Origin of the sequence: Desulfuromonas sp. AOP6 (assembly GCF_009731355.2) — a bacterium.
GTDB lineage: Bacteria > Desulfobacterota > Desulfuromonadia > Desulfuromonadales > SZUA-540 > SZUA-540.
The window spans coordinates 1,493,997-1,511,070 of sequence record NZ_AP022810.1 but is presented as its reverse complement, the minus strand read 5'-3'; the positions used below and the strand labels follow the sequence as shown (position 1 = coordinate 1,511,070).

14 protein-coding genes are annotated in these 17,074 nt (G+C 50.1%); 1 reads left to right on the top strand and 13 read right to left on the bottom strand.

Annotation, left to right across the window (positions count from 1 at the left end):
- Positions 1-9 precede the first annotated feature (9 nt).
- The 11 genes from AOP6_RS07065 to AOP6_RS07015 form a co-directional block, all read right to left on the bottom strand.
- The gene (locus AOP6_RS07065; protein ID WP_155876049.1) at positions 10-2,148 is read right to left on the bottom strand and encodes a hypothetical protein; all 2,139 of its coding nucleotides are present in this window, start codon (positions 2,146-2,148) and stop codon (positions 10-12) included.
- A complete protein-coding gene (locus tag AOP6_RS07060) occupies positions 2,145-3,692 on the bottom strand; it encodes a tyrosine-type recombinase/integrase (RefSeq protein WP_155876047.1) in 1,548 nt (515 codons plus the stop codon). The genes AOP6_RS07065 and AOP6_RS07060 overlap by 4 nt, the downstream gene beginning before the upstream one ends.
- Positions 3,689-4,978 (bottom strand): site-specific integrase, encoded by a 1,290-nt coding sequence (locus AOP6_RS07055; protein ID WP_155876045.1) that lies wholly within the window; start codon positions 4,976-4,978, stop codon positions 3,689-3,691. The genes AOP6_RS07060 and AOP6_RS07055 overlap by 4 nt, the downstream gene beginning before the upstream one ends.
- 106 nt (positions 4,979-5,084) lie before the next feature.
- Positions 5,085-5,654 (bottom strand): DHH family phosphoesterase, encoded by a 570-nt coding sequence (locus AOP6_RS07050; protein WP_225897378.1) that lies wholly within the window; start codon positions 5,652-5,654, stop codon positions 5,085-5,087.
- 77 nt (positions 5,655-5,731) lie between these two features.
- The gene (locus tag AOP6_RS07045) at positions 5,732-6,304 is read right to left on the bottom strand and encodes a tetratricopeptide repeat protein (RefSeq protein WP_155876043.1); all 573 of its coding nucleotides are present in this window, start codon (positions 6,302-6,304) and stop codon (positions 5,732-5,734) included.
- An 18-nt stretch (positions 6,305-6,322) separates the two neighbouring features.
- Entirely contained in the window at positions 6,323-7,237 is a 915-nt protein-coding gene (secF, locus tag AOP6_RS07040; RefSeq protein ID WP_155876041.1) for a protein translocase subunit SecF, read from the bottom strand.
- 10 nt (positions 7,238-7,247) lie between these two features.
- A complete protein-coding gene (gene secD, locus AOP6_RS07035) occupies positions 7,248-8,846 on the bottom strand; it encodes a protein translocase subunit SecD (protein WP_155876038.1) in 1,599 nt (532 codons plus the stop codon).
- A 66-nt stretch (positions 8,847-8,912) separates the two neighbouring features.
- Entirely contained in the window at positions 8,913-9,239 is a 327-nt protein-coding gene (gene yajC / locus AOP6_RS07030) for a preprotein translocase subunit YajC (RefSeq protein WP_213194810.1), read from the bottom strand.
- A 64-nt stretch (positions 9,240-9,303) separates the two neighbouring features.
- The gene (gene tgt, locus AOP6_RS07025) at positions 9,304-10,425 is read right to left on the bottom strand and encodes a tRNA guanosine(34) transglycosylase Tgt (RefSeq protein ID WP_155876037.1); all 1,122 of its coding nucleotides are present in this window, start codon (positions 10,423-10,425) and stop codon (positions 9,304-9,306) included.
- Positions 10,426-10,443: 18 nt separating this feature from the next.
- The gene (gene queA, locus AOP6_RS07020; protein ID WP_155877671.1) at positions 10,444-11,475 is read right to left on the bottom strand and encodes a tRNA preQ1(34) S-adenosylmethionine ribosyltransferase-isomerase QueA; all 1,032 of its coding nucleotides are present in this window, start codon (positions 11,473-11,475) and stop codon (positions 10,444-10,446) included.
- An 87-nt stretch (positions 11,476-11,562) separates the two neighbouring features.
- Positions 11,563-11,748, bottom strand: a complete 186-nt coding sequence (locus AOP6_RS07015) for a DUF2065 domain-containing protein (RefSeq protein ID WP_155876034.1) — start codon at positions 11,746-11,748, stop codon at positions 11,563-11,565.
- A gap of 303 nt (positions 11,749-12,051) precedes the next feature.
- Between AOP6_RS07015 and AOP6_RS07010 the strand changes: the two genes are divergently transcribed.
- Positions 12,052-14,097 carry an HD domain-containing phosphohydrolase gene (locus AOP6_RS07010; RefSeq protein ID WP_155876032.1) on the top strand — a complete coding sequence of 682 codons (2,046 nt, stop codon included), beginning with the start codon at positions 12,052-12,054 and terminating at the stop codon, positions 14,095-14,097.
- A gap of 24 nt (positions 14,098-14,121) precedes the next feature.
- Here the strand turns inward: AOP6_RS07010 and AOP6_RS07005 are convergent, their stop codons facing one another.
- Positions 14,122-15,948 (bottom strand): YgiQ family radical SAM protein, encoded by a 1,827-nt coding sequence (locus tag AOP6_RS07005; protein ID WP_155876030.1) that lies wholly within the window; start codon positions 15,946-15,948, stop codon positions 14,122-14,124.
- 122 nt (positions 15,949-16,070) lie between these two features.
- On the bottom strand, positions 16,071-17,006 hold the full coding sequence (locus AOP6_RS07000) for an HDOD domain-containing protein (RefSeq protein WP_155876028.1): 936 nt from the start codon (positions 17,004-17,006) through the stop codon (positions 16,071-16,073).
- Between the last annotated feature and the right edge of the window lie 68 nt (positions 17,007-17,074).

Genomic DNA, 17,074 nt, shown 5'->3' with positions numbered 1-17,074 from the left:
ACTCACTCATTACTTAGAACTTCCATCTGGAATCGCAAGAAGCCGAGTAACATCTTCAATAGATTGAATATTAAGAGCTATTGGCTTGATTGGAATCACGCGCCTCGCCATAGCTTCCTTGATCTTATTCGGTGTGCTGGTATTCAGTCGGATGGGCGTTCCGTCCGGAATTTCAGCGTCATCAAAGATATCCTTTAGATTCTTGATGTAATTTTCTCTCCTTTTATGGGCCTGAAACCACTCTGCAGCTCCAAGCATATCCGCATCGCAATCTTTGCGCGCTGCATGTGTCAGTGCCAGAGAATCAGCATAGAGGGTCTCAAGTGCGGATTTAGATCTTTGGTCTCCCTTGATACACACCAATTCAGCACATTGGATGCAGTCTTCATAAAGTTGGCAGGGTGACTGCATGTAGTCATGCAGGCAGTAACCAAGGAAGCTGAGGTGAGCGGTAATTTTCTCTATCTCGCCAAACTGGTCGCGCCGGATGAAGATGCGATCATTGATATTGCCAAATGGTTGAGTGTCGCTATGAAACCCGAGCCTGAATTCCAGTTTGTGCAACTTATCATCAACGGATTCGTGATCGTATACTGGGTTTTGTGAGACGGCCTTGCGCCCTGACCAATAAGCGATTTCCTGTTCTGTTAGCGTTCCATCACGGCGCACTAATGTATTGAGATAGTGGCGCAATTGGTGACTAGTGAGATAAAGAAATCCGCCCTGGCCATCGTGGTAGCCATGCCGCTTGAATATTGTGATGTTATGGTACTGATTGTCTGGAATCTTCTTAATCCCTGATGCAAACATACCGTACGTGATCTGTTGGAGCATTGCTGGCATGAATCCGGATTTAGCTTCCATGAGCTCTTGATATCGTAGCACACACAAGGCTTCGCTGTATTTGAGGCCCGTTTTAACGTCCATGATTGGGAAATTCTTGGGCAATAATCCTAGTATTGCCTGCTCCAAGTCGAAAAACTTCACGGTTGTGCCGGTTTTTTTGTTCATCTTGCGAGGCACATGATGAGATTTCAGAAAAAGTGCAATACGTCCGCCTTCTTGGTTAATACGATTGTCCAATTTTCGAACTTCACCACCATAGAGGATAGCGCGCACCTCTTGCAAATTAAGTACAGTTTGCTGACGTAAATACTCAAGGTGAGGTTGTAGATAAATCCGGTTGGGATTCGCCTCATACCAGAGCGCAAGTTCACGCGCAGGATCTGTGATTCTCAATATCCGTTCATGTGCGCGAATAGCTATATCGCGCATGGTTGGTATTACGTTCTTGAGAAGTGGCTGAGCTCCCTTGGCAGGCCTCCATCGCTTGCTTACCCCTTGCTCCTGGGTCTCTGGGTCGGTCCATGGTGTGAGCAAATCGACGTGTGCAAACAGAAATTCAACAGATCGATCTGGTGAACAGAGCATTAACGCAATGGCGCTGGTCGTGATAGTGGTGCGAAGGTCAGTATCATCACGACAGAATAGTTCGGCGCACGCCTCGATCGCACGGGGATCAGGTAGCTTTTCTGTACGTAAATCATCAAATTCAGGGCCGAGACGGAGAATGTCCCTAGTTCCCGTTTGACGTATTGGGCTTCTCCAATAAGTTGGCATGGCTACCAATTCATTCAGCAATATTGCGTCCCAAATAATTGATAATTGAGTTGCTATCCTGGCAGCCGATTTCAACTTCCAGTCAAATTGAAGAATTTCGCATGCTTTATCCAATACGGCGGTTGTTACCTCTGTAGGGTTATCGGTTCCATTGCTTTCGAGTGCCGAAAGTAGCGCATCCATCGCCGCCTTCCTTGCTTGGACGCCGGTCGTAGGGCGATTTTGATATAAGTGGGCTTGCATTGCTTTGGCGAATTGACGGAACAGATCAGGTTGAAGCTGATCTGTTGGAATCATTGCTGCTTGCATTTTGGTCACAATGTGGCGTTTTGGGTTGTAGTTTCGGCGAGCAAAGTAGACGTACCCCCCCCGTAGCCCTCTTTGGCCGATCCCTGCGAGAGGCCATGAATCGTCATCAAATGGATGGTCGCCCTTTCCCCATGCACCTAACCTACTGTATTTTTCAATGAACGCATCGAGGTTAGCGCGTGCTTCCTGAGCTGAACGTGGAATAAGCCGTGTGGTCATATCGTTTTCTTGGCCAGAATATCTCGGCACCTAAGAACGATCTGAGTGCAGCCAAGGATCGCCAAATCCCGAATTTTTGCAATTCTCTCATCAATCTCGATATGCTTTTCTCGGTCCGCCAACATGCGATCTAAGACTGATTCGTGGTCTGCGTCTAGCCATGGCTCAAAACTTCTGCATCCGGCGTAGCAGGCGATGGGGCGCAATTGACTACAGTGACTACAACTTGAACAACTCGCCAGCGTTTTCAAGTTCCCGTGTTCATCGAGCCTTAGGTCGGGTATACGACTGCTGAGTGAAGGGCGCGTTGCTTCGGCTTCACTGCGAAGGATATGCAGCTGTGCACCAAATGCTTGCGCTAGAGGAGCCATCTGAAATACGATTTTTTTGCTGAAATTGGCACGGATACGATTGGTGATTTCAAAGTACACTTTTACGTTATTGGTGTTGCGGTGACCCATCAGATGAGCCAGTGTGAAGATGTCGATCCCCTCTTCGGCACCACGCTGTGCGAAGCTACGCCGAAAGCGCACCGCCGACCCAGGAACGCGTTTTCCTCCCAGGCGAATCGAGTGTGCTTGGATATTCTTCAATGTTCTGGTAATTCGGCCTGTCATATTCGTATCCGCCGTGTGATATGCAAGGATGGGAATATAAGATTTGGTAACGATATCTGCAGATGTGTCTGGGAAAAGAGGGGCCTCACCCGTATCAGCCAGCAATGAGGAGAATGCTTTTTTGACCATCTCGCAGTAGTCCAACAACACTTCACCTGTTGTGGGTTCCAAAGGGCAATTGCGGAACTCGTCGCGCAAACCTTGGTTTTCACCCTTGATCATGGGTACACGTAGAATCACACGCCCATACTTGTCCCGGCTGACATCGCAACATTTTGCGAGTGCAAGTTGCTTTGGACGCAGTCCGAGTAGGGCACTTAGGCGGACTTCCAGTGCGCGATCAAGCTCAATGTCTCCAGATTCAAGTGCGTGATTAAGGCCTTCGAGGATAGATTCGAATTCTTGATCGTCAAATGGACCTTTGGTTGGGTCCTGGATGGCTACTGCCTCACCAGTTGGCCCCTGCTTGCAGGACGGGTAGGTATGTGCAAGTTCTGACGAGATACCTGGGTAGTGTCGCTTTGCCCAGTCTTGGAAGAATGATCTAGTAGAAGCAGCCCGCGATTCAGCACCCGGAGAGCTTCGTGCCCATTGGGTTATATGGTCAAAGTTCAATTCATCGAACATAGACTGTCGCCGGCTCGCCAAGAATCTAATGAGGCGAAGCGTGTCATTAAAGATGCTTTGGACTGACGCGCCTGAAAAACTTATCGCAGCATCGATCAACGCCAGCTTAAAACCGTGAAGAAAGATGGGAGAGACTTCTGGTAATGATTCGAAATTGCAGCTGACATTTTTGCCAATAGTCTTGTATTTCCAGTGGTTCTTGCGTGGATCAAACACATTCCCATCCTTTGCTTTGACCTCCTCGGGCAAAGGCTGATCAGCGATCTGGGTAAGCCACTCCACATGGAATTGTTCATTCATCTTACATCATCCGTAGGCACTTGCTTTTGTGTTCGAATGGGCGTTGCCTTGTTTTGCAATCGAAGCGAACTCTCATAGGAATGTTCGTCAACGAACTGGCGTGTATAGTAGGCAGGCATCTTGCTCCGCTCGCTCCAACCACCTAACGTGCGAAGTTCCTTTTCAATCTCATCGATACTTACTCCCTCGGCATAGCGTTGCCGTGCATGGTTACTCGCCCAGGTGTGTCGCAACAAATGGGGATGAAGATTGGTAAGTTGTGGAACCTTGCGCAGCGATCTGAAGATGTAGTTCACAGAGCTCTGTTCAAGGGGGTTACCATCCTCCGATACAATCAAATACTGATGTCGCCCCTTCACCTTCTTGTGCCTTAGCACCTGATATTCTCTTAGCAACCGAAACAAGCGGTCGCCAAGAGGAAGCTTATAGTCTCCACTTTTATTCCCCGTTTGTACTGTACGTGGGTCTTCGAGATCGTCCGGCCGGCGAAGTACTGATATGCGACCTACGTGCGAGTCGATATCAGGCACTTTGATGCCGAGGATTGCGCCACGCCGAGGTCCGCAAGCTAAAAAGAGCTCTACAAGAAGTTGGTTGCGTGAACGAATGAATGCGTCATTTTTCCATGGATTGAGTGGAGAGCTTGTTTGAATCACCTCTATCAATTCGGCTTGCTGAATTTCAGACAATCCCTTGGGTTCCCCGATACCAGAAGCATTACGAATATTCGTGGATTTAGATTCGATATATGTGTCGATTTCATCTCGTAGAATAGTTAGCGAGATTTTGGTCTGACCACGCGAACGGAGGATATGTGCATTGATGCGCCACCAAAGGTATTCTCGAATGATCTGAAGTCGTAGTGCCTTGGTTCTTGAAGTAACCATCTGCTGTTGCTGGATGCGTAGCTTTGAACGTAATTTTTCTAAGCTGACCACTCTGGAGCGTCTTTTGACAGTTCGATTATCGTCGCCTTCCGTTACATTTAAGGGGGTAATCGAGTCAGCAGGTAAGCCCATTTGCTCAATCAGATGATCGATTTCCGGAACGCTCAGCCATTTACCGCGAGCTAGGCGTGATGTTAGATCCTGCGCTTGTGGTAGCGCGCGGCATAGGAGCATTACAGCTCTAAGTTTCGTAGATATGGTATTTGCCGCTCCTCCTTGAGGACGAAGCTTCTCGATGACCCACATGGATGACCACCAATCAGGAATTCCATGCTCATCAACAAGGACTGAGTGACGCTCACCGGATTTTAGAACCGTCTCAACAACGCGCATAGGCATACATTGTTAACATAAACCACAATTCAATCATATATATTTTTAAGGCCAAACCAATACAACTATGTAAATAAACATATGCACTGGTAGGTTGTTTTATATATTGGGTTTATTGCCAGAACAAACAATATTTATTGCCGTATTGATAATGCTCCACAGTTTGGTCGGTAATAATCAGGTCGAGCTCAAGTTCCAGAGCCAAGGCGGCCTCCTGCACCGCACTCACACCACAGTCAACTGAGACTACGAGGGAAGCACCTTTTTGGGCGGCGGCGGACAAAGCCTGACCGGAAAGTCCGTAGCCGTCTTTAAGCCGCAAAGGGATGTGATAATCGACATCCCCCCCGAGGTCGCGCAAGCCCTGGACCAGCAGAGCTGTTCCGGTGATGCCATCCACGTCATAATCACCATGAATGACAATAGACTCCCCTCGCTCCAAGGCACGGGCGAGGCGGTTGACGCCCTTATCCATACCTGGAAGTAAAAACGGATCGGGCAAAGAAGCCAGCAGGCTTTCAACATAATCTTTCGCCGCCTGTTCCTCGACGATCCCTCGCCGGCATAAAATACTGGCGGTGATCTCACCGATTCCAAGCGCGGATACCAGGGCTGCAACGTTGCCGGGCTCTGATTTAGACCTGCGTTCAGTCCATCTTTTTCTGATAACCGGATTCATCATGACGGCCAAATTAAGGGAATCCATAGTCCTGACACAGAAAAGCCGGGAGAGCCCCGGCTTTTCTGTGTCACTCACGTTTATTTTGGCGGCGCGCCTGCTGGGTGCGCCTCAATGAACTGCAATTCCCTGCGTATCTGGTCGGCGCCGGACCCTGTCGGATTCAGCACAAGAAAGCGGGTCCAGACTTCTTTAGCCTTGGCAAAATCCTGTACGTCGTACCGATAGACAATACCGAGATTGTAAAGGCTCTGGGCATGATTGGGGTTGACCTCGGCAGCCTTGACAAAATTCTCGATCGCACGGTCATACCACCCTACCCGACGGAACATGATGCCTTGATCGGTGAGAACATCGGCATCCCGTCCGTCGAGCTCCAGCGCCTTGGTGTAAGCCTCTATCGCCTTCATAGGCTGGTCCGAGTCAAAATAATTATGACCGAGTTTAACCCAGGCCTGCCGGTTGGAGGGCTCATCAACCACGATTTTCTCCAGTAAGGCAATCTCTTTTTGATAATTGACAACTGGTGTGGGCGTGGCGACAGGCGGTGGCGATGTCGGCGAACCTTTCCCTCCCTTGCTGAGGAGTACACCCACTAAAAGACCGGCAATAAAGGCAATGACAACAAGCAGTACAGTTTCCTTGTTCTTCATGGGGGAGAGTCCCTTTCCTTAGGTTGCCGCTTTTTTGACAGAACGGTAATTATCCCAAAAGACGAGGATTGTACTTGCCACAAATATGGAAGAATACGTCCCGATCAGTATCCCGACGAGAAGAGCAAAAGCGAAATTGTGAATAACTCCACCTCCCAGGCTAAAAAGAGCCAGCACAACTAACAAAGTTGTTCCTGATGTCAGAATGGTCCTGGAGAGGGTCTCGTTGATACTGCGATTGACAACGGCCGCAAACCCATCTTTGCCATGTTTACCCATATTTTCACGAATACGGTCATACACAATGATGGTATCGTTGAGCGAATAACCAATAATCGCCAAAAAAGCGGCAATAATCGGCAGATCGATTTCTTTACCGAAAAGAGAGAATACTCCCAGCGTGATAAAAACATCATGTGCCAATGCTACGATGGCTCCGACGGCAAACCGGAATTCAAAGCGCCAGGTCACATAGATGAGTATGCCGACAAGGGCATAGAGGATGGCCATGAGACCCTTTTCACGGAGATCTTTTCCCACCTGAGGCCCTACCATTTCAGCACGTCGAACCTCGACCTGACCTTCGCCATAGCTCTTTTCAAGAACATTGGAAATGGCGAGAGAAAGACTTTTGAGTTCAGTGGACGTGTTCTGCGCTCGAATGAGAAACTCATTGCCTTCATCCCCGAAGCGCTGAACCACGACGCCCCCCAGTTCGAGTCCAGCGAGGGCTGACTTGATATCGCCGGCGGTGGTCATCTGGTCAAACTTAACCTGTACCAGCGTCCCGCCGGAAAAGTCGATCCCGTAATTGGGGCCGCCGTGCATAATCAGGGACAGGAAGCCCACCGCCAGCAGAACCACGGAAAAGAGCGCGGCGAATTTGCGTTTGCCGACAAAATCGAGATTGATATCTGGTTTGATAAGCTGCATCTCGAACTCCTTATATGCTCAGCCGCTTGATGTTACGGCGTTCCAGAATAAAGTCAAAAATCGCCCTGGAGACAAAGATTGCCGTAAACAGGGAAGACAGGATACCAACGGAAAGCGTTACGGCAAAACCTTTGACAGGGCCGGTCCCGAACTGAAAAAGAACCAGTGCCGCTATAAGCGTGGTGACGTTGGCATCCACGATTGTCCAGAAGGCTTTGGCGTACCCGGATTCAAGCGCATTGTGAGCGGTTTTCCCAAGACGGAGCTCTTCGCGTATCCTTTCAAATATCAACACGTTGGCATCGACAGCCATACCAATGGTCAAAACAATGCCAGCTATACCCGGCAGAGTCAGGGTCGCCTTAAACAGGGAAAGAATGGCCAGGATGAAGAATACGTTGAGAATAAGGGCCAGATTGGCGATAAGGCCTGACAAATTGTAGTAAACCAAGATTGCCACAATGACCAGAATACTCCCGACCACAACGGAAAGGATTCCCTTTTTGATGGAATCCATCCCCAGGGACGGACCAACGGTGCGATCTTCCAGGATGATGACTGGTGCCGGCAGAGAGCCGGCGCGCAGAACAATGGCGAGGTCCGTAGCTTCCTGTTCGTTAAAAGAGCCGCTGATCTGGGCACTGCCACCGGCAATGCGCTCACGAATGACGGGAGCCGAGTAAACTGAGTCGTCCAGCACAATAGCCATACGCTTACCGACATTGGCAGCCGTGATCTGCTCGAAGCGCTTGGCTCCTACGGCATTGAAGTCAATGGAAACATAGGGCTCATTGAAGCGCGTATCAATACGAACCTGGGCATCGGCAAGCAGATCACCGGTCAAAGCCGTTTTATCATAAACAACGATAGGCCGTTCAGAGACAACACCGGTGCGTGGATCGACGTCTTTTTCATAAAGCAGAGCGGTACCAGGCGGCAGGATCCCCTTGAGGGCGTCCTGAACGTTGACATCTTCGGCCACCATTTTGAATTCAAGTCGAGCTGTTTTGCCCAGTAGAGCGATCGCCCTCTCCGGATCTTTTATACCAGGGAGCTGGATGAGAATCCGGTTGCCGCTCTGCCTCTGCAGGGTCGGTTCACTGACCCCGAACTGGTCGACACGATTTCTCATGGTTTCAAGGGCCTGCCGTACGGCATAGTCTTTGGTCGCCGCGATATCATTATCGGTGAGTCGATAATTCTTCTGGATGTAGCCGCTGGAATCCTGGATTGTCATGGCTTCCAAGTTGGGAAATGTCTTGGCCATAATGTCATCGACCTGGGCTCCGGCGTTTTCATCATAGACCGTAATGGCCAGGCGCTGACCTTCGAGACGCTCCACCCTCTTGAATATCACGTCCTTCTCAACAAGAAGTGATTCCGCCTGATCCACGAAGCTGTCCAGACGGCTTTCAACGGCCTTGTCGACATCAACGCCCAGCACAAGGTGCATGCCACCCTGCAGATCGAGCCCGAGGTTGATGGGTTCAAAGTTCTTTGTCCACCAACCAGGCAGGCTGTTGGAGAAAAAGGTCGGTGCCAGAGAGACCATTGAAATCACAAGACAAAACAATATCAGAAGTAGCCGCAGCTTTAGGCTTTTGGACATGGAGGTCTCGTTCTCCTTTCGGAAACTTTAGGCTTTAAGAAACCAGGTCGGCAAACAGGCCGAAATCTACTGTTCCTGCTTGCTGCTGACGATGGAGGCACGATTGACCCTGATTTTAACCCCGGTCGCAACTTCAAGAGTCACCACACCCTCCTGGATGGACGCAACACGACCATGAACACCACCTGCAGTAACGACCTGATCACCCGCCTTGAGAGATTCAATAAGCTGCTTGTGTTGCTTGGCCCTTTTCTGCTGGGGACGGATAAGCAGAAAGTAAAAAATGGCAAACATGATGACCAGCATGAGAATACCCTCATAGCCGGAACCCTGTCCTTGGGCGCCTGCTCCCCCTGCCATGGCAAATGCTTCAGATACACCGAACAGATTCATAACTGATTCCTCCTTGGTTGATGAAAACTCGTGTTAAAAATCAAGGTCAAAAATGAGCAAAGAGTCAATCATTGCTTTGCCTACGACGATAAAATTCTTTCTTGTAGTTCTGGTAGGTACCGGAAGCGATAGCCTGGCGGGCCCCTTCCATCAACTTCAGATAATAGGTGACATTGTGATACGTATTCAACATCGATGACAAGATCTCTCCGCTCTGGTACAGATGGCGAAGGTAGGCGCGACTGTAGTTCCGGCAGACATAACAGTCGCATTCGGGATCAACGGGAGAAGGGTCATCGATATAACGAGCCTGCTTGATGCTCACTTTCCCGAACGAAGTAAAAAGAACCCCATTACGAGCGTTGCGCGTAGGCATAACGCAGTCGAACATATCGACACCGCGGTCTACCCCCTCTATCAGATTTTCGGGCGTACCCACCCCCATGACATACCTGGGTCGATCTTCGGGAAGCAGCGGCAGAGTCTGCGTCATCATGTCGTACATGAGTTCGGCTTCTTCGCCTACGGACAAACCACCTACGGCATAGCCGTGGAAATCGATTTCCATCAAGTCTTCCGCACTTTTTCTTCTAAGATCGGGATACATTCCTCCCTGAACAATGCCGAAAAGAGCCGAGCCGTCGGTGGGGTCATGCGCTTCCTTGCAACGCTGCGCCCATCGACTGGAACGGTCCGTAGACTCCTGCACATATTCTCTCGAGGCCGGATAAGGGATACATTCATCGAAAGCCATGATGATGTCGGACCCTAACGCATGCTGAACAGAAATGGATGATTCTGGTGTCAGCACATGCGACGAACCGTCGAGATGAGACTGAAACCGTACACCCTCTTCGGTAATTTTTCTCAAATCCCCCAGGCTGAAAACCTGAAAACCACCACTATCGGTCAGGATCGGCTTGTCCCAGTGCATAAAGGCATGGAGGCCCCCAAGGCGTTTGACCAGCTCATGACCGGGACGTAAAAAAAGGTGGTACGTGTTGGCCAGAATAATCTGGGCCCCCACTTCCATAAGACTTTCCGGAAACATCGCCTTGACGGTTGCCTGCGTACCCACCGGCATGAAAACGGGCGTTTCGATAATTCCTCGACGGGTATGAACACGACCACGTCGGGCGCCAGAGTGCGGATCGGTATGTAAAAGATCGAACTTAAATGGATTCAAAACGGGTTGCGTCCCTGCCTATACAATCATCATGCAATCGCCATAGCTGAAAAAACGAAAACGCTCGTCTATCGCACGTTGATAAGCTTCGAATATAAAATCCCGGCCCGCAAAGGCGGAAACAAGCATCATCAAAGTGGAACAGGGGAGGTGAAAGTTCGTAATCAACGCGTCAACAATCTTGAACCTGAAACCTGGATAAATAAAGAGATCACTGAGGCCCTCACCTGCTTTGACAGAGTTTTCTCCGGCCAGGGCATATTCGAGAGTGCGAGTCGTTGTCGTCCCCAGGGCGACCACACGACGTCCTTCTTTCTTCGCCAGATTGACAATGTTAGCGGTCGTTTCGGGGATATGAAACGATTCCCCATGCATGCGGTGGTCCAGGATATTATCGACTCGCACAGGCAAAAAAGTACCTAAGCCGACATGCAGGGTGAGTGAAACAATTTCAACCCCCTTGCTCTGCAGAGCGGCGAGAATATCCTGCGTAAAATGCAGACCGGCGGTCGGGGCCGCCACGGCACCCTTTGAACAGGCGAATACCGTTTGGTATCGCTCCCGATCTACCAGAGTGTCTTCTCTGCGAATGTACGGCGGCAGCGGAATCCGGCCAACCTTTTCCAACAGTTGATGAAAATCCCCGGCAAACTTGAAGCGGATGACCTTATAAGGCGCCTCCCCCTCACCGAGAACCGTTCCTTCAATCTCGTTGCCGAGCAGCAGACGACTGCCCACTTTGGGAGTCTTGGATGATTTGGTCAGGCAGACCCAGTCTTCCTGGTTTGAGTCGAGTCGACGCACCAGAAAAACTTCGATCTTCCCGCCAGACGCCTTGGTTCCTAGAAGCCTGGCGGGAATCACCTGGGTGTCATTGAGAACCAGAACATCCCCGGCATGAAAGTGTCCTACGATATCTGGAAAATTACCGCAGTGTATATCCCGGTGAAGCCTGTTCAGAACCATCAGGCGAGATCCTTCACGGGAATCGAGAGGATACTGCGCTATGAGCTCTGCCGGCAGTTCAAAATCAAAATCTTCAAGACGCATCATCTAAATACCAGCGGCAGTGCCATCCCCAAAATTCAGGTTGTAAATGAACCATAAACGCTGAATACTGTCAACGCTTTTCGAAGGTTAACCCGTCCCAAGGTAGACAAGAAAAAGACCGGTGAGCATCAACAAAAACCCCATTAAACGCATACTTTTTCCGGGGACACGAAGCATTTCCCGCAAAACCCGCCTGGTGGCTTCGGGGGAGACAAACCAAGGCATTCCTTCAAAAACGAGAACAACACCCAAAACAATCAGTAAGAACTCCATACCTCTTCCCTGCCAGCGACAACTGGCGAAAGATTACAACAACACAAACGCTGGACATCTTATGTTCTCCTCTCGCTACTGTCAAGGAGTAGGGAATTCTCCATCAGACAAGATTTTTCCTTAATTACTATATATTTATATATTGTTCCCAAAACGAAAAAGTACACTCTTTGTTTTTATGAACAAATTGGACCCGGGATTTTTAAATTGACACAAATATGCTACACCGTTAAAGTCGACAACATTGATTTCTCCTTGGAATTACAAATGATTAAGCCATGCTAAGATCCACCATGGGTCGCCATGAATTCCCTAAAATTTAAAATACTGGGACTGACCATCGCCATCATGGTTGGCGCCGTCTGCTTGACGGTCTGGCACAATCTGAAAACACAAAAAGCCCTCCTGTCACAAATCGCCACGGAAAACAGCCGCATTCTAGGCGAAACCATTCGCACCAGTATCACCACGAACAGCTCCCACGGTAACCTGACTGAAATAATCACCCTGTTTGAAAAAATCGCCAGCGAGCCAGCCTTTAGGGGGGTTCGCATATTTGATGAAACCGGTCGCATTCTGGTTTCCGCCGACCCCAGTGAGGTCGGCGGACATGTGCCCTCCAAAGATCTGATGGCCTACCAGAAGGGTCAGGTCAGCTATTCCAGGCTCGTATTCGGCAACGAACACCAAAAGACCCTCATTCCCATACCAAACGCCAGCAGCTGTCAGGGTTGTCATACCCCGGACAGGGCGCTCGTGGGAATCCTTGAAGTGGATATGTCACTGAGCGATTTAAACGCCATCCGCAGCAAGGGTCAGAAAGCCACCCTGCTCTCCTCCATGGGGATGCTGGCCATACTGATTTTGACCATTACCTCCTTTATTCTCTTTTATGTGGATGCACCCCTGCGAAAACTTATGAGCTCCATGGAATACGTTGAAAAAGGACATTTTGACAATGCCCGCACTGAAATCCACAGCTCTGCCGAAATGTCAGAGCTTACAAATAAGTTCAATATGATGGTGGATCGCCTTAAAGGCCTTATTGACACCAAGATCAGGCATGAGCGGGAGTTGGCGGTCAGTCAGGAAAAGCTGGCCTTTCATGACGAAATTCAGGAGATGAACCTTACCCTGGAAGAACGACTTAAAGAGATTGAATACCTCAATATAACCCTTGAAGAGCGGCTTGAAGATATCGAAGACGCTCATTTTCGCATTACAGATCTGGCCAGTGAACTGGAGCGCAAAAACGTTACTCTCGAACAAGCGGTCTCCCATTTGTCGGCTCTGAATAAAATGAGTTTTGCTCTGAACTCAACAATAGACCCCGAAAGACTCTTCGCGCTTATGACCAGCAAGACTCGTGAAGCGCTCAGAGCCTGCATCGGTTATATCCTTCTCATTGAAGAAGACGGCGCTCAACTGCGGATCGGGGCGGCTGTCGGATTGCCCCCCCACGTCAGGATTGGAACACGGGTCCCCCTGCGGGTTGGAGGAATATCCAACTGGGTTATCCAGAACCGCTGCCCCCTCCTGCTCAAGGATTTTAAAGAATCTCCACGTTTTGACGAATTCAGTTATTTCGGGTTCAGAAGAGAGTCGGTCATGTATGCCCCCCTGATGGTTAAAAACGAAGTCAGTGGGATCATCTGCATGGCCAATAGAACCGATGGCACAGTATTCAGCTCGGAAGATCTCGATCTTCTATCGACCATCGGTTCCCAGGCCAGTGTTGCTATCAACAATGCAAAACTTTACCAGGAGCAGGAATCAACGTACCTAAGCACCGTGCAAGCCCTTGTTTCTGCGATTGAAGCCAACGATGCCTACACGCGTGGCCATTCAGATCGTGTCCGCCGATACAGTATTGAACTGGCCAAACATATCGGGTTACCCGAATTGTCCGTGAGGCGACTGGAACAGGCGGCCATTCTTCATGATATTGGGAAAATAGGTATCGCCGCGACTATTCTTAACAAAGAGGATGCGTTATCTCCGGGAGACATTGAAGCCTTGCGGCAGCATCCGGTCATCGGCGTCCGCATTCTGGAGCCAATTCGCTTTCTGGGCGACATCACAAAGATCATCGAACAGCACCATGAGCAGTTTGATGGTCATGGATATCCCCATGGCATTGCTGGAGAAAATATCTGCCTTGAGGCTCGCATACTGGCGGTTGCCGACACTTTTGACGCCATGACATCAGATCGCCCTTATCGGAAGGCTCTCTCCTGCGAACTGGCTATCGAAGAAATCGAGGAGCAGGCGGGTGTCCAGTTTGACCCGGAAATAACACAAGCGTTTATCGAGCTTTGTCGAAAAAACCGCTACAAACACTGCGCCTGATACAACAGGCTTGATATATCATCTTCATTTTTTTTTATCCGCCCGCCGCTTCGTCCCTCTTTCTTTTAATCCGCCTCCTGACCCGGATTGATTCAGTAACACAGCACCATCCTCCATCCGCCCTGTCAGCCTCAACGCTTCGAGGATATCCTGGCGACTTTCGGGCAGGTGCCATAAGAGAAGCGACTTCTGCATTCTTCGTTCTCTGGCAGAGCGCGGCACATAAACCTCTTTGCCACTGAACGGATCCACCCCTGTGTAATAGATGCAGGTTGACAGCGTCCCCGGCGTTGGGGTGAATTCCTGGACCTGTTCCACGCGCAAACCATTTCTACACAAAAAAATGGCTCCATCGACTAAAGCAGACAGGGTACTTCCTGGATGCCCCGAAATAAAATAGGGGACGATTCCAAGTCGCTTCGCCTGGGAACGGTTGAGTTGACGGAAAACTTGAAGGAACTCTTCGAAAATCCGTGCAGGGGGTTTGTGCATGAGGGCTAAAACATCGTCGGATGCCGATTCCGGCGCCACCTTGAGCAATCCACCAACGTGGTGCTTCAGCAATTCATCAAAATATTTCGGTTGTTTTTCAAACAGATCGAAGCGGACACCGGAGGCTACAAAGACATGACGCACCCCCCTTGTCTCGCGAATCGTCTGTAAAAGATGGACAACCTTGCCGTCCCGTGTGTCCAGGTTTCGACAGATCTGGGGAAACAGACAACTGGCTCGGCGGCAAGCCGCTTCGGCTTCCAGGGTTTTGCATTTCAGGCCATACATGTTGGCTGTAGGCCCGCCGACGTCGGTGATGGTTCCGGAAAATTCCGAATCAAGGACCATCTGGTTTACCTCTGCCAGAATGGAGGCTTCAGATCGAGATTGTATCGATTTACCCTGGTGCCCGGCAATGGCGCAGAAAGAGCAACCGCCAAAGCAGCCGCGATGTGAGGTAATGGAGTGACGGATCTGGGTGAAAGCCGGGATGGTTACTGAATAGTCAGGGTGTGGTCGTCTGGTAAAAGGCAGAGCATAGATGCGATCCATCTCCTCCTGGCTCAATGGCTTTTGAGGGGGATTAACGATCACCAAACGATTCCCATGACCCTGGCAAAGCGAGCGCCCCCTAAAGGGATTTGATTCATCGAACGCCTGCCTGAACGCTTGGTTAAAAGCGGTCTTGTTTTGACTGACCTGCTCAAAGGATGGCAATTCGACAGACCCCGGCGGGCACTCACGACCAAGAAAGGCTGTTCCACAAACATCCTGAATCGAATCAAGGGATTCGCCTGCCTGCATCCGCCGGGCAACCTCTAGCAGTGGCTTTTCTCCCATGCCGTAAACCAGCAGGTCAGCCTTACTGTCAACAAGAATGGAACGTCGCACCGCATCCGTCCAATAATCATAGTGCGCCAGGCGACGGAGACTCCCCTCAATGCCGCCAAGAATGACGGGTAGCCCCCTAAAAGCTGCCTTGACCGCAGCGGTGTAGGTTATCAGGGCGCGGTCGGGACGAGCACCGGCAATACCACCGGGGGTGTAGGCATCGTCACGGCGTCTTTTACGAGCAGCAGTGTAATGATTAACCATCGAGTCCATGGCCCCTGCGGAGAGTGCCGCAAACAGGCGAGGACGCCCCATCACCTCAAAAGCCTCGCGCTGTCGCCAATCAGGCTGCGCAAGGATCCCGACACGAAAACCGTGAGCCAGGAGATAACGGGCCAGCAGAGGTACGCCAAAGGAAGGGTGGTCGACATAGGCGTCACCACTGACAAAAAGGACATCCAATGCGTCCCAGCCCTTTTTTTTGACATCTTCCAGGCAGGTAGGCAGAAAATCGACACGATTTACCATGTGGGTTTATCCGTTTTGACCATAGGTGCCGTTAAGAAAAAAAATTCCGGAAACCCCACCTTCGTCGAGGGCTTCCGGAATTTAGCAGTGACTGTTTAAACAGGTAGGGACTGGCAGCAGAATCAGGAAACAAAGAGTCCGCGGTTCTCGGCATAGACCTTCCTAAATTGAGCAACCAGATCATCCAGGTCTTCCTGGGTCATCCCGAGGGCCTTCGCACCAGCCGTTGCAGAAAGATCCAGATCATCCTCCGGCGAACGTTGCCCTATCCCCAGTTTTCGGCACATGGTGCCGGCCAGATTGATGGCTGCTGTAAGCCTGTAGGCGTTTAGATCGCCGTCCGGATCAATATCCAGATCTTCATGGTGCAGCGTACTTTGAATCAAGGCGGGTGCAAAGTTCCACTTATCAAGAACAGCAGCCCCAACGACGGCATGATTATGAGGAAAATAATGCTTTTCCAACTCAGAGAAAGTTCCCTCACCATTATATACCGCTTGAATGATGCTGGTAAACTCTTCGTTATTATTGTTACTACGCACGACTTTACCGATGTGCCGGAAAAGACCTGCCAAAAACGCTTCTTCCGGATCAAGGGACCTTAGATGCTGTGCCAGTAGTCGTCCGGCGATGGCAGCACCAACGGAATCCTCCCAAAGCATTTTTTCCTGCAACCCATACTTTCTGTGCATGCCTGTCAGGCTGGCCGCAAGAACCAGGCTTCTCAAGGTCTTCTGCCCCAGAATAACGATGGCGGCTTTCAGAGTCGACACCTGCCGCTGCAGTCCATAAAAAGAGGAATTGGCAATTTTGAGAATTCGGGCTGAAACAGCGGGATCGGCAGAAATGGCATTAGCAAGTCCTTCGGCGGTACTCTCGGGATCCTGCAGAAGCTCCATGACTTTTACAGCCACCGCCGGCATGGGGGGCAAATCCCCCACCGTCGCCACAACAGATTTCAAATCAGCGTGCATCTTTACTCTCCAGCCAAAGGAAATAATGTCGCAAAACGACAAGGGCACCGTATTCTTTACCCGTGAATAACTATCAGGAAACATGCATCAAGTAAAGTTTTTTTCCAAAATCTTCGAGATCAGAAATGATGGTTAAAATACCACGATGAGCC